Annotated in this window: 10 protein-coding genes; 4 read left to right on the plus strand and 6 right to left on the minus strand. The window is 68.8% G+C overall.

The window, feature by feature from the left end:
- The first annotated feature begins 161 nt into the window (after window positions 1-161).
- On the plus strand, window positions 162-3,188 hold the full coding sequence (gene ppc, locus GQ57_RS22480; protein WP_031398417.1) for a phosphoenolpyruvate carboxylase: 3,027 nt from the start codon (window positions 162-164) through the stop codon (window positions 3,186-3,188).
- A 126-nt stretch (window positions 3,189-3,314) separates the two neighbouring features.
- Here the strand turns inward: ppc and GQ57_RS22485 are convergent, their stop codons facing one another.
- Window positions 3,315-4,067 (minus strand): class I SAM-dependent methyltransferase, encoded by a 753-nt coding sequence (locus GQ57_RS22485; protein WP_034199049.1) that lies wholly within the window; start codon window positions 4,065-4,067, stop codon window positions 3,315-3,317.
- A 217-nt stretch (window positions 4,068-4,284) separates the two neighbouring features.
- On the opposite strand from GQ57_RS22485, the gene GQ57_RS22490 reads away from it, so the two are divergent.
- From GQ57_RS22490 to GQ57_RS22500, 3 genes are all read left to right on the plus strand, one after another.
- On the plus strand, window positions 4,285-5,094 hold the full coding sequence (locus GQ57_RS22490; protein ID WP_031398419.1) for a helix-turn-helix transcriptional regulator: 810 nt from the start codon (window positions 4,285-4,287) through the stop codon (window positions 5,092-5,094).
- A 107-nt stretch (window positions 5,095-5,201) separates the two neighbouring features.
- Window positions 5,202-6,611: an argininosuccinate lyase gene (gene argH / locus GQ57_RS22495; RefSeq protein ID WP_034199050.1), complete on the plus strand. Its 1,410-nt coding sequence runs from the start codon at window positions 5,202-5,204 to the stop codon at window positions 6,609-6,611.
- Between the two features lie 94 nt (window positions 6,612-6,705).
- A complete protein-coding gene (locus GQ57_RS22500) occupies window positions 6,706-7,389 on the plus strand; it encodes an HAD family hydrolase (protein ID WP_031398421.1) in 684 nt (227 codons plus the stop codon).
- An 86-nt stretch (window positions 7,390-7,475) separates the two neighbouring features.
- Here GQ57_RS22500 and GQ57_RS22505 read toward each other — a convergent pair whose 3' ends face one another.
- From GQ57_RS22505 to apbC, 5 genes are all read right to left on the minus strand, one after another.
- Complete coding sequence (locus GQ57_RS22505) at window positions 7,476-8,285, minus strand: lysozyme inhibitor LprI family protein (protein WP_031398422.1); 810 nt, start codon at window positions 8,283-8,285, stop codon at window positions 7,476-7,478.
- Complete coding sequence (locus tag GQ57_RS22510; RefSeq protein WP_031398423.1) at window positions 8,285-10,564, minus strand: arginine/lysine/ornithine decarboxylase; 2,280 nt, start codon at window positions 10,562-10,564, stop codon at window positions 8,285-8,287. The genes GQ57_RS22505 and GQ57_RS22510 overlap by 1 nt, the downstream gene beginning before the upstream one ends.
- Before the next feature lie 81 nt (window positions 10,565-10,645).
- Window positions 10,646-11,215 carry a dCTP deaminase gene (gene dcd / locus GQ57_RS22515; protein WP_006398615.1) on the minus strand — a complete coding sequence of 190 codons (570 nt, stop codon included), beginning with the start codon at window positions 11,213-11,215 and terminating at the stop codon, window positions 10,646-10,648.
- Between the two features lie 124 nt (window positions 11,216-11,339).
- Window positions 11,340-11,876 carry a superoxide dismutase [Cu-Zn] gene (sodC, locus tag GQ57_RS22520; protein ID WP_031398424.1) on the minus strand — a complete coding sequence of 179 codons (537 nt, stop codon included), beginning with the start codon at window positions 11,874-11,876 and terminating at the stop codon, window positions 11,340-11,342.
- A gap of 133 nt (window positions 11,877-12,009) precedes the next feature.
- A complete protein-coding gene (gene apbC, locus GQ57_RS22525) occupies window positions 12,010-13,101 on the minus strand; it encodes an iron-sulfur cluster carrier protein ApbC (protein WP_031398425.1) in 1,092 nt (363 codons plus the stop codon).
- Window positions 13,102-13,301 lie beyond the last annotated feature (200 nt).

Consider the following 13,301-nt stretch of genomic DNA (forward strand, 5'->3'; position numbering starts at 1 on the left):
CGCACGCCCCTGCCCGCCCGGGCCCGGAGCCTGCGCCCGGCCTGTCGCCGCACGGGTCGCGGCGCCGCTGTGCGGATGTGCCGCACGTAGCTGGTTGCTTGACCGCAGTTTCGCAGTTTCCGCAGTTCCTTTTGACTCGAGCTTTCCCAAGGAAACCCATCGTGAAGTCTTCCGGATCGGCGCGTACGGCGCGCCGCAATGCTGCCCTGTCCTCCCCCGACGCCTCGACGGACACCGTCGCCACCGCCGCGAACGGCCGTGCGAAAACGGCAACGAAACCGAAAGACCCGATACGTCAGACAAAACGCGCGAAGCAACCCGCCGGCCCGGCCGCCCGCACCGCGGCCCGCAAGGCCGACGCGCCGAGGCCCGCCCCCCGCACGCGCGAGGACAAGGACGGCCCGCTGTTCGACGACATCCGCTTCCTCGGCCGCCTGCTCGGCGACGTCGTGCGCGAGCAGGAAGGCGACACCGTGTTCGACGTCGTCGAGACCATCCGCCAGACCGCGGTCAAGTTCCGCCGCGAGGACGACAGCGAAGCCGCGCAGACGCTCGAGAAGAAGTTGCGCAAACTGACGCCGGAGCAGACGGTGAGCGTCGTGCGCGCGTTCAGCTATTTCTCGCATCTCGCGAACATCGCGGAAGACCGCCATCACAACCGCCGCCGCCGCATCCACGCGCTGGCCGGCTCCGCGCCGCAGCCCGGCACGGTCGCGTACGCGCTCGAGCAACTGAAAACGACCGGCAATGCGTCGAAGCGCCTGCTGCAGCGCTTCTTCGACGATGCGCTGATCGTGCCGGTGCTGACCGCGCACCCGACCGAAGTGCAGCGCAAGAGCATTCTCGACGCGCAGCACGACATCGCGCGCCTGCTTGCCGAGCGCGACCAGGAACTGACCACGCGCGAGCGCCAGTTCAACGAATCGATGCTGCGCGCGCGCGTGACCACGCTGTGGCAGACGCGCATGCTGCGCGACGCGCGCCTGACGGTCGGCGACGAGATCGAGAACGCGCTGTCCTATTACCGCGCGACCTTCCTCGACGAGTTGCCCGCGCTGTACGGCGACATCGAGGCCGCGCTCGCCGAGCACGGCCTGCCCGCCCGCGTGCCCGCCTTCTTCCAGATGGGCAGCTGGATCGGCGGCGATCGCGACGGCAACCCCAACGTGACGGCCGCGACGCTCGACGAGGCGATCGACCGCCAGGCCGCGGTGATCCTCGAGCACTATCTGGAACAGGTGCACAAGCTCGGCGCCGAGCTGTCGGTGTCGAACCTGCTGGTCGGCGCGAACGACGCCGTGAAGGCGCTCGCGGCCGCATCGCCCGACCAGTCGCCGCACCGTGTCGACGAACCGTATCGCCGCGCGCTGATCGGCATCTACACGCGGCTTGCCGCAAGCGCGCGCGTGCGCCTCGGCGAAGGCACGGTGCCGGTGCGCAGCGCGGGCCGCGGCGCGGCGCCGGTGCGCGCGATCCCGTATGCGGATTCCGACGCGTTCGTCGCCGACCTGAAGGTGCTCACCGCGTCGCTCGACGAGCACCACGGCACGTCGCTCGCCGCGCCGCGCCTCGCGCCGCTCGTGCGCGCGGCCGAAGTGTTCGGCTTCCATCTCGCGAGCATCGACCTGCGCCAGAGCTCCGACATCCATGAAGCCGTGGTCGCCGAGCTGTTCGCGCGCGCGGGCGTCGAGGCCGACTACGCGGCGCTCGCCGAGGAAGACAAGCTGCGCGTGCTGCTCGCCGCGCTCGCCGACCCGCGGCCGCTGCGCTCGCCGTACTTCGAATACTCGGCGCTCGCGCAGAGCGAGCTCGGCGTGTTCGAGAAGGCGCGCGAGGTCCGCGCGCAATTCGGCGCGCGCGCGGTGCGCAACTACATCATTTCGCATACGGAAACCGTCAGCGACCTCGTCGAGGTGCTGCTGCTGCAGAAGGAAACGGGGCTGCTCGACGGCACGCTCGGCGTGCCGGGCGGCAATGCGCGCAACAGCCTGATGGTGATTCCGCTGTTCGAGACGATCCCCGACCTGCGCGACGCGTCGCGCATCATGCGCGAATACTTCGCGCTGCCGGGCGTCGACGAACTGGTCGCGCACCAGGGCGCCGAACAGGAAGTGATGCTCGGCTACTCGGACAGCAACAAGGACGGCGGCTTCCTCACCTCGAACTGGGAGCTGTATCGCGCGGAACTCGCGCTTGTCGACCTGTTCCGCGAGCGCAAGATCACGCTGCGGCTGTTCCACGGCCGCGGCGGCACGGTCGGCCGCGGCGGCGGCCCGACCTACCAGGCGATCCTGTCGCAGCCGCCGGGCACCGTGAACGGCCAGATCCGCCTGACCGAACAGGGCGAGGTGATCGCGAGCAAGTTCGCGAACCCCGAGATCGGCCGGCGCAACCTCGAGACGGTCGTCGCCGCGACGCTCGAGGCGTCGCTGCTGCCGCAGTCGAATGCCCCCGCGCAACTGCCCGCGTTCGAGGCGGCGATGCAGACGCTGTCCGATTCGGCGATGGCCGCGTACCGTGCGCTCGTCTATGAAACCCCGGGCTTTACCGACTACTTCTTCTCGTCGACGCCGATCACCGAGATCGCCGAGCTGAACATCGGCAGCCGCCCGGCCTCGCGCAAGCTGCAGGACCCGAAGCAGCGCAGGATCGAGGATCTGCGCGCGATTCCGTGGGGCTTCTCGTGGGGCCAGTGCCGGCTGCTGCTGACCGGCTGGTACGGCTTCGGCAGCGCAGTGAGCGCCTACCTCGACAGCGCGCAGGACGACGCCGAGCGCACGAAGCGCGTCACGCTGCTGAAGAAGATGAACAAGACCTGGCCGTTCTTCTCGAACCTGCTGTCGAACATGGACATGGTGCTCGCGAAGACCGACCTCGCGGTCGCGTCGCGCTACGCGCAGCTCGTTGCCGACCGCAAGCTGCGCAAGCACGTGTTCGAGCGGATCGTCGCGGAATGGGAGCGCACGTCGCGGGCGCTGGCGGAAATCACCGGGCACGAAGGCCGCCTCGCGACCAACCCGCTGCTCGCACGCTCGATCAAGAACCGCTTCCCGTATCTCGACCCGCTGAACCACCTGCAGGTCGAACTGATCAAGCGTCACCGCGCGGGCGACACGAACGCGCGGCTGCGCCGCGGGATTCACCTGACGATCAACGGCATCGCGGCCGGCCTGCGCAACACGGGCTGACCGGCAGGCGGCGCGGGCCCGTTCCGCGCCGGCCGTCCGCGCGCAAGCCGCGATACGCGACCGTACCCACGGCGCGCATCGCGGCTTTTTTATGGGACACGGCAGCGGCGGCGGCGCGCCGCCCGTTCAGTGCGCGTCGATCAGCAGCGCGTCGTGCTCGAACGAGCCGTCGGGCTGCACCGCGTAGTAGCCGCGCACCTCGTCGGGCGCGTGCGCCCACAGCGCGCGAATGCCGGTGACGCTGTCGGCCGGCGTGCGAATGCGCGCGACCCACGTATCGAAATCGATCGGCAGCCGCCAGCGGCTGTGCACGCGTGCGTCGAATCCGGCCTCGCGGAACATCGCGAGCCATTCGTCCGCGCGGTAGTCGCGTACGTGCGACGCGTCGCGCAGCACCTCGGCGGCCTGCAGGTAGGTATCGAGGAGCGGATGGTCGTTGCCCGCGATGTCGATCATCAGCACGCGGCCGCCCGGCTTCAGCACACGGCGCACCTCGGCGAGCGCGGCGCGCATGTCGTGCCAGTGGTGCGCACTCATCCGGCTCACCACCCAGTCGAAGCTCGCCGCGTCGAACGGCAGCCGCTCGGCCGGGCCCTGCCGCGTGCGGATGTTCGCGAGCCCGCGCGCACGCGCGGCCGCATCGACGGTCGCCAGCATCTGCTCCGCGAGATCGTAGGCAACCACGTCGCGCACGTGCGGCGCGACCGCGAAGCTCGCATGGCCGGCGCCGCAGCCGAGATCGAGCACCGCGGCATCGGGGGTCGCGCGCACCGCGTCGGCGAGCGTCTGCAGATCGGCGCCCGTCGCGTGCACCGTGCTCGTCAGGTAGGCGGCGGCCGTCGTGCCGAAGGCATCGGCGACCTGGTCGTGGTGTTTCATCGTTCGCTCCTTTCTCTTGCGCCGTTGCGGGCGCGAGCGCTTCGGCGCTCGTTCCGGCCCCATGCGACGCGTTTTGCGGGGCGCCCGCTGCCCTGGCAGCGCGCGAACCGCTACAATAGGCCTGCGCCTGTACCGGTACAAGTCAACTGGTTATCCCGGTATTCGATCCACCCGTCTGGCCGTTTTCACGTCCCCGATTCCATTTCGCCGTTTCCGCATGAACCTGCCGTCCTCCGCTCCCGTCCCGCCGCTCGACGCCACGCCCGCCCGTGCGCTCGGCGAATTCATCCGCGCCCACCGCGAGCGGCTGTCGCCGCAGGCCGTCGGCCTGCCGCCCGGCCCGCGGCGCCGCACGCCGGGGCTGCGGCGCGAGGAAGTCGCGCAGCTGTGCGGCGTCAGCCCGACCTGGTACACGTGGATCGAACAGGGCCGCCCCGTGTCGGCGTCGGCCGACGCGCTCGCGCGGATCGCCGTCGCGCTGCAACTGTCGAAGGCCGAGCGCGCGTACCTGTTCGAACTGGCCGCGCAGCGCGACCCGGCCGAGCCCGACGTCGCGGCCGGCGACCTGCCGCCGACGCTTGCTGCAACCGTCGCGGCGATCGCGACGCCCGCGTACGTGCTCGACCGGCAATGGAACGCGCTCGCGTGGAACGCACCGGCCGCCGCGCTCTTTTCCGGCTGGCTCGACGGCGAGCACGACCGCAACCTGCTGCGCTTCACGTTCATGGCGCCGGCCGCGCGCACGCTGATCGTCGACTGGGAAACCCGCGCGCGACGGCTCGCGGCCGAATTCCGTGCCGATTCGATCCGCCACCTGGCCGACGCGCCGACGCGCGCGCTGATCGACGCGCTTGCCGCCGGCAGCGACGCCTTCGCGCAGTACTGGGCGTCGCAGGACGTGTTCGAGCGCGAGGGCGGGCTGCGCGAATTCGATCACCCGGCCGACGGGCGTCTCGTGTACCAGCAGATCACGCTGAAGCCCGCGCACCGCGAGGACCTGAAGCTGGTCGTGCTCGTGCGCGACTGAGCCGGCCGGCCCGCGCCGTCGCGGCCGGTGGACGGGCCCGCGAATGTTAGAATCGCGGGATTCCCTCGGCGGCGCACGCCGCCCAACATCCCCTTCGAAGAATCGCCATGACGTCCCAACTGCACAAAAAGGGCGAGGCCTGGTCGGCCCGCTTCTCGGAACCGATGTCGGAGCTGGTCAAGCGCTACACGTCGTCGGTATTTTTCGACAAGCGCCTCGCGCTCGTCGACATCGCCGGCTCGCTCGCGCACGCGAACATGCTCGCCGCGCAGAAGATCATCGGCGCCGACGACCTGGCCGCGATCGAACGCGGGATGGCGCAGATCAAGGGTGAAATCGAGCGCGGCGAATTCGCATGGCAGCTCGACCTGGAAGATGTCCACCTGAACATCGAGGCGCGCCTCACCGCGCTGATCGGCGACGCCGGCAAGCGCCTGCATACGGGCCGCTCGCGCAACGACCAGGTCGCGACCGACATCCGCCTGTGGCTGCGCGGCGAGATCGATCGCATCGGCGGCCTGCTGAACGACCTGCGCGGCGCGCTGCTCGACCTCGCGGAACAGAACGCCGACACGATCATGCCGGGCTTCACGCACCTGCAGGTCGCCCAACCCGTCACGTTCGGCCACCACCTGCTCGCGTACGTCGAGATGTTCACGCGCGACTCGGAACGCATGCGCGACTGCCGCACCCGCGTGAACCGCCTGCCGCTCGGCGCGGCCGCGCTGGCAGGGACGAGCTACCCGATCGACCGTCACGCGGTGGCAAAGACGCTCGGCTTCGACGGCATCTGCGCGAACTCGCTCGACGCGGTGTCCGATCGCGACTTCGCGATCGAATTCACGGCCGCGTCCGCGCTCGTGATGACGCACGTGTCGCGTTTCTCCGAAGAACTCGTGCTGTGGATGAGCCCGCGCGTCGGCTTCATCGACATCGCCGACCGCTTCTGCACCGGCAGCTCGATCATGCCGCAGAAGAAGAACCCGGACGTGCCGGAGCTCGCGCGCGGCAAGACGGGCCGCGTGAACGGCCACCTGATGGCGCTGCTGACACTGATGAAGGGCCAGCCGCTCGCGTACAACAAGGACAACCAGGAAGACAAGGAACCGCTGTTCGACACGGTCGACACCGTTGCCGACACGCTGCGGATCTTCGCCGAGATGGTTGCCGGCATCACCGTGAAGCCGGACGCGATGCGCGCGGCCGCGCTGCAGGGCTTCTCGACCGCCACCGACCTCGCCGACTACCTCGTGAAGCGCGGCCTGCCGTTCCGCGATGCGCACGAAGCCGTCGCGCACGCGGTGAAGATCTGCGACGACCGCGGCATCGACCTGGCCGACCTGACGCTCGACGAGATGAAGCAGGAACTGCCGAACGTCGCGCACCTGATCGGCGACGACGTGTTCGGTTACCTGACGCTCGAGGGATCGGTCGCGAGCCGCAACCACCCCGGCGGCACCGCGCCCGACCAGGTGCGTGCGGCGGTCAAGGCGGCCCGCGCCGCGCTCGCCCGGTAAGCCTGCCGCTCCCGACGGACGCCTTCGGCGTCCGTTTTTCATTCGGGCGGCCGTCGCGCCGCCCGTCGCCCGTCCCGCCTCCCGGATGCCCCCGATGACCTTTTCCGCCGCGCTCTTCGACATGGACGGCCTGCTCGTCGATTCCGAGCGGACCATCATGAACACGTGGATCGACGTGTCGAACGCGCACGGCGTCACGCTGACCGTCCCCGATTACCTGCAGATCGTCGGCCGCTCGTTCGCCGAGGGCCAGGTCATCCTGGCCCGGCTGATCGGCCATCCCGATACGTTCGATGCCGTGCGCACACGCGTGCGCGAGCAACTCGCCGCGCCCGAACCGCATCCGAAGTTTCCGCTGAAGCCGGGCGCGCTCGCGCTGCTCGATGCGCTCGCGCAGGCCGGCATTCCGTGCGCGGTCGCGTCGTCGTCCGCGGGCGACGTGATCCGCGCGCGGCTCGATGCGGTCGGCGTGCTGCCGTTCTTCCGCGCGATCGCGGGCGGCGACGAAGTCGCGCGCGGCAAGCCCGACCCGGCCGTCTACCGGCTCGCGGCCGAGCGCCTCGGCGTGCCGGCGCACGCGTGCGTCGCATTCGAGGACAGCGACTTCGGCGCGCAGTCGGCCGCCGGCGCGGGCGCATCGGTCGTCACCGTGCCCGACCTGAAGGCGCCGACGCCCGAAATCGTCGCGCTGAGCCTGCACGTGCTCGGCTCGCTCGACGAGGCGGTCGCGCTCGTGCCGTCGTGGTTCGGCCGGCACGATACGCAACGGCCCGCGTAGGTCGCCTGCCGCCCAATGCGAAACGGGCACCCTCGGGTGCCCGTTCCATCCTCTCGCGCCGGCCAGCCGGCCTGTGGCGATCGCGCCTACTGGTTGCCGGCCGTCTCCGACAGCCGCTTCATCGTCGCGATGCGCGCGCCGATCAGGTCGACGCGCCCGTCCTCGCCGACGAGCGGCGCGGTCGCGTCGCGGAACGCAACCCATGCACGCTGCGCGCGCGCGAGCGTCGCGGCCGAATGCGCGGGCATCTTGCGACGCAGCTTCTGGTAATAGCGGTTCAGGTCGAACAGCGCGTGTTCGCACGCGGCATCCCGTTCGCACGGCCGCACTCGGCCCACGGCCGGATCGCGCGGCGCGCCGGCCGGCTTGCCGTTCGCCTGCGCCACCCCCTGGGCCCCGCCCTGCGCACCGCTCGCGGCCGCGGCAGGCGCGGCGGCCGGCGGCGGCGCATAGCGATCGGCCGCGCCGCGCAACGCCAGCGCGCGATCGCGCACGGGCTGCAACTGCAGGTCGGCGCTCGACATCGCGTACGCCGTGCCGCGCGTCGTGTCGTACACGGCCTTCAGCAGATGCATTTCGTCCTTGCGCCACGTGACCCAGCGGCGCTGGCTGTCCTGCCAGCCGCGCTTCGCGGCGGCCGGCGCATCCTTCAACAGGCGCTGGTACGCGCCCTCCATCACGGCCTGCCACTGCTGCCGCGCTTCGCCCATGCACTGGATCTGGCCGGCCGTCGACGACCGGTCGCGCCGCGCGAGGCATTGCCGCATCGCGACGTCGATCGGGTCGGCCGCCGCGACTTCCGCATGGGCGGCACTCGCCCCCGCCAGCCCCGCCGCCCAGACGACGAGCGCGGCTGCCGCCGCGCGCATCGCCCGGATACGTCCGTGCGCTGCCATCAGTCGCGCACGCAGTCGACGAAGTACTCGACGCGGCCGTTCACCTCTTCCGCGACGAGACCGTGGATGTCGGTGTGGAAGCCCGGGAAACGCTCGTTGAAGTCGCGCGCGAACCGCAGGTAGTTCACGATCGTCTTGTTGAAGCGCTCGCCCGGGATCAGCAGCGGAATGCCCGGCGGGTACGGCGTGAGCAGGATGCTCGTCACGCGGCCTTCGAGCTCGTCGAGCGGCACGCGGTCGATCTTGCGGTGCGCAAGCTTCGCGAACGCGTCCGACGGCTTCATCGCCGGCTCCATGTCCGACAGGTACATCTCCGTCGTCAGGCGTGCGATGTCGTTCGCGCGGTACACGTCGTGGATCTGCGTGCACAGGTCGCGCAAGCCGACGCGCTCGTAGCGCGGATGCTGCGCGACGAATTCCGGCAGCACGCGCCACAGCGGCTGGTTGTTGTCGTAGTCGTCCTTGAACTGCTGCAGCTCGGTCACCATCGAGTTCCAGCGGCCCTTCGTGATGCCGATCGTGAACATGATGAAGAACGAGTACAGGCCGGTCTTCTCGACGATGATCCCGTGCTCGGCCAGGTACTTCGTGACGATCGCGGCCGGAATGCCGGTCTCGCCGAACTCGCCGTCGACGTCGAGCCCCGGCGTGATGATCGTCGCCTTGATCGGGTCGAGCATGTTGAAGCCTTCCGCCAGCGGGCCGAAGCCGTGCCAGTGGTCGTTCGGCTTCAGCATCCAGTCGTCGCGCGAGCCGATGCCCTCTTCCGACAGGGTGTCCGGGCCCCACACGCTGAAGAACCAGTCGTCGCCGTATTCGGCGTCGACCTTGCGCATCGCGCGGCGGAAATCGATCGCCTCGGCGATCGATTCCTCGACGAGCGCGGTGCCGCCCGGCGGCTCCATCATCGCGGCCGCGACGTCGCACGACGCGATGATCGCGTACTGCGGGCTCGTCGACGTGTGCATCAGGTACGCCTCGTTGAAGCGGTGCTTGTCGAACGTGCGGTTCTCCGAATCCTGCACGACGATCTGCGACGCCTGCGAGATGCCCGCGAGCAGCTTGTGCGTCGAGTGCGTCGCGAACACGAGCGCGCCCGTGCGCGGACGGCCGTCGCCGATCGCGTGCATGTCGCGGTAGAAATCGTGGAACGTCGCGTGCGGCAGCCACGCTTCGTCGAAGTGCAGCGTGTCGAGCAGGTCGCCGAGCAGGTCCTTGATCATCTCGACGTTGTAGACGACGCCGTCGTACGTGCTCTGCGTGATCGTCAGGATGCGCGGCTTCAGGTCCGGGTTCTCGCGCATCGCTTCGCGCGCGAACGGGTTCGCCTCGATCTTCTTGCGGATGTTCTCCGGCTTGAATTCGTCGCGCGGGATCGGCCCGATGATGCCGAAATGGTTGCGCGTCGGCGTGAGGAACACGGGAATCGCGCCCGTCATCGTGATCGCGTGCAGGATCGACTTGTGGCAGTTGCGGTCGACCAGCACGATATCGCCCGGCGCGACCGTCGCATGCCAGACGATCTTGTTCGACGTCGACGTGCCGTTGGTCACGAAGAACAGGTGGTCCGCGCTGAAGATGCGCGCCGCGTTGCGCTCGGACGCCGCGACCGGGCCCGTGTGATCGAGCAGCTGGCCGAGTTCGTCCACCGCGTTGCAGACGTCCGCGCGCAGCATGTTCTCGCCGAAGAACTGGTGGAACATCTGGCCGAGCGGGTTCTTCAGGAACGCGACGCCGCCCGAGTGGCCCGGGCAGTGCCACGAGTACGAGCCTTCGTCCGCGTACTTCACGAGTTCCTTGAAGAACGGCGGCGCGAGCGAGTCGAGATAGACCTTCGCCTCGCGGATGATGTGGCGCGCGACGAACTCCGGCGTGTCCTCGAACATGTGGATGAAGCCGTGCAGCTCGCGCAGGATGTCGTTCGGCAGGTGGCGCGACGTGCGCGTCTCGCCGTACAGGAAGATCGGGATGTCCGCGTTGCGGCGGCGCACTTCGGTCACGAACGCACGCAGCTCGATGATCGCGGTCGCGAGCTCGGGCAGTTCGCCGTCCGGGCCGGTTTCGCCGAGCATGAGTTCGTCGTCGTCGATCGACAGGATGAAGCACGACGCGCGGCTCGACTGCTGCGCGAACGACGTCAGATCGCCGTAGCTCGTGAGGCCGAGGACTTCGACGCCCTCCTTCTCGATCGCTTCGGCCAACGCCCGGATGCCGGAGCCCGAGATGTTCTCGGAGCGGAAATCTTCGTCGATGATGACGACGGGGAAACGAAACTTCATGGGCGATTCTCCAAAAAGAACGACCGCGGCGCGTCACGCGCAGCGGTCACCCGGAAACTGGTGAGACGTTATGCAAACAGATCAGGTTTTCGGCAGCGTGACACCGCGCTGCCCCTGATATTTGCCGCCGCGATCGGCGTACGACACGTCGCATACTTCGTCGCTCTCGAAGAAGAGCACCTGTGCGACGCCTTCGTTCGCGTAGATCTTCGCGGGCAGCGGCGTGGTGTTCGAGAATTCCAGCGTGACGTAGCCTTCCCACTCGGGTTCGAACGGCGTCACGTTGACGATGATCCCGCAGCGCGCATAGGTCGACTTGCCGAGGCAGACCGTCAGCACGGTGCGCGGGATGCGGAAATATTCGACGGTGCGGGCCAGCGCGAACGAGTTCGGCGGGATGATGCACACGTCGCCCTTGAAATCGACGAACGAACCCTCGTCGAAATTCTTCGGATCGACGATCGTCGAGTTGATGTTCGTGAAGATCTTGAATTCGTCCGCGCACCGGATGTCGTAGCCGTAGCTTGACGTGCCGTAGCTGACGATCCGGCGGCCGTCTTCGGACGCGCGAACCTGATCGGGCACGAACGGCTCGATCATCTTGTGCTCTTCGGCCATGCGCCGAATCCATTTGTCGGACTTGATGCTCATATCAGGGCGCCAGGAAACGCTGCGCGACGGTCAGCGTGAGAATCGGGAAGCGCCGCTCGCGCGAGGCGGCGGCCTGGAAAGGCGCACATTTTACGCGATCATCGGTCCGTGCACGCGGCAGCGATCAACGGATCACGCCGCACGCAAGCGCCGGGCCCGCGCCATGCTGCGGAAACGCGGGATCGCTCGGGTCGCGGTGCACCAGCACCGCTCGGTTCAGCGCCGAGCGCACGCCGTCGAGGGCCAGATCGGGCGCGACGATGAAGCCCGCCGCGACGCCGTTCGCGTCCGCATGGATGTTGCCGAGATCGCCGGCGACGCGGGCGCCCGCGCGCAGGCGGTCGGCGGCTGGCGCGAACACCTGGCCGGCGCTCGAGCCGTCACCCGCGTTGCAGTCGCCGCGCTCGTGCACCTGCAGCGCGTGATCGCTGTTCGGCGGCAGGCCGGCCAGGTTGTAGGTGACCTGGACGCCGTCCGGACGCTCGACGAACGTCACCGCGCCGCGCGCCTGCGAGCCGACCGTGGGCTGCAGCTGGGCGTCGGCCCGTTTTTCGTGCGACGAGGAAAAGGAGGTACAGCCGGCCAGCAGGCCCAGCGCGGCGGCGGCCAGCAGCGCCCGCCGCGCGCGGCCGGCGCGTACGCCGTGATGTCGTTGTTTCATTCGATCCTCATGCCGGCTGGCGGCCGTTTGACACGACGGCCGCGCCGGGCGGGTAAAGGGACCCGGTAAAAGTCGCCATGATACCGCGCCTCGCGGCGCCGTAAACAGCGTAAGGTCCCGCCCCGCAAGGGTTTTACGTATTTTGAACAACGATGGACGGGAACTTCGAGGTCATGTCGCGCGAACGCTCGGCGATTGCCAGCGCGACCCCGCGCGCGATATCGCGGTAGCGACGCGCGAGCGCGCCGTCGGGATCGGCCACCACCGTCGGTGTGCCGCTGTCGGCCCGCTCGCGAATCGCGATGTCGAGCGGCAGGCTGCCGAGCACGGTCACGTCGTAGTCCTTCGCCATCCGCTCGGCCCCGCCCGCGCCGAAGATATGCTCCTCGTGGCCGCAGTTCGAACAGACGTGGATGCTCATGTTCTCCACGATGCCGAGGATCGGAATCCCGACCTTCTCGAACATCTTCAGGCCTTTCTTCGCGTCGAGCAGCGCGATGTCCTGCGGCGTCGTCACGATCACCGCGCCCGTCACCGGCACGCGCTGCGCGAGCGTGAGCTGGATGTCGCCCGTGCCGGGCGGCATGTCGACGATCAGGTAGTCGAGCTCGCGCCAGTTGGTCTGGCGCAGCAGCTGTTCAAGCGCGGAGGTCGCCATAGGGCCGCGCCACACCATCGGGTTGTCTTCCTCGATCAGGAAGCCGATCGAGTTCGCCTGCAGCCCGTGGCCGACGAGCGGATTCATCGACTGGTTGTCCGGCGACTCGGGGCGCTGGCCGTGGATGCCGAGCATCGTCGGCAGCGACGGGCCGTAGATGTCCGCGTCGAGGATGCCGACCGACGCGCCTTCCGCGGCAAGCGCGAGCGCGAGGTTCACCGCCGTCGTGCTCTTGCCGACGCCGCCCTTGCCCGACGCGACCGCGACGATGTTTTTCACGTTCGGCAGCAATTTCACGCCGCGTTGCACGGTGTGCGCGACGATCTCCTGCGACACGGCGATGCGCGCATCGCGCACGCCGGGCACGGCCCGCAGCGCCGCCGCGATGCGCGCGCGCACGTCGTCGTGCTGGCTGCGCGCCGGATAACCGAGCACCACGTCGAGCGCCACGACGTCGCCGTCGAGCGCGACGTTGCGCACGCCCTTGTTCGCCGCGTACGGACGGCCGGTATTGGGGTCGACGACAGCCGCCAAAGCGGCGTCGACTTGTGCCCGGTCAATGCTCATCGAAACTCCGTGAAAACGTTTTTCTCGCGTACGATCGTAAAAAAATATCAAATTACGCTGCGAAAATCGGGAAAAGTGAAAGAATCTGTTGCATACCATTGCGCGGACGCGCAACCCGGCGCACTCTTCGCGTGCGGCATGCTATGGGGCCAAATCGGCCACTAACCGCCTATATTGTAGAGGCTGACGCGTCGCCCTGC

This window comes from Burkholderia sp. MSh2, assembly GCF_000731655.1.
Classification (GTDB): Bacteria; Pseudomonadota; Gammaproteobacteria; order Burkholderiales; family Burkholderiaceae; genus Burkholderia; species Burkholderia paludis.

What these genes read in the sequence shown, in the direction of transcription:
- dcd (WP_006398615.1), bottom strand. Translation starts at nt 11,215, where the DNA reads ATGAGCATCAAGTCCGACAAATGGATTCGGCGCATGGCCGAAGAGCAC.
- GQ57_RS22485 (WP_034199049.1), bottom strand. Translation starts at nt 4,067, where the DNA reads ATGAAACACCACGACCAGGTCGCCGATGCCTTCGGCACGACGGCCGCC.
- apbC (WP_031398425.1), bottom strand. Translation starts at nt 13,101, where the DNA reads ATGAGCATTGACCGGGCACAAGTCGACGCCGCTTTGGCGGCTGTCGTC.
- GQ57_RS22510 (WP_031398423.1), bottom strand. Translation starts at nt 10,564, where the DNA reads ATGAAGTTTCGTTTCCCCGTCGTCATCATCGACGAAGATTTCCGCTCC.
- sodC (WP_031398424.1), bottom strand. Translation starts at nt 11,876, where the DNA reads ATGAAACAACGACATCACGGCGTACGCGCCGGCCGCGCGCGGCGGGCG.
- argH (WP_034199050.1), top strand. Translation starts at nt 5,202, where the DNA reads ATGACGTCCCAACTGCACAAAAAGGGCGAGGCCTGGTCGGCCCGCTTC.
- GQ57_RS22490 (WP_031398419.1), top strand. Translation starts at nt 4,285, where the DNA reads ATGAACCTGCCGTCCTCCGCTCCCGTCCCGCCGCTCGACGCCACGCCC.
- GQ57_RS22500 (WP_031398421.1), top strand. Translation starts at nt 6,706, where the DNA reads ATGACCTTTTCCGCCGCGCTCTTCGACATGGACGGCCTGCTCGTCGAT.
- GQ57_RS22505 (WP_031398422.1), bottom strand. Translation starts at nt 8,285, where the DNA reads ATGGCAGCGCACGGACGTATCCGGGCGATGCGCGCGGCGGCAGCCGCG.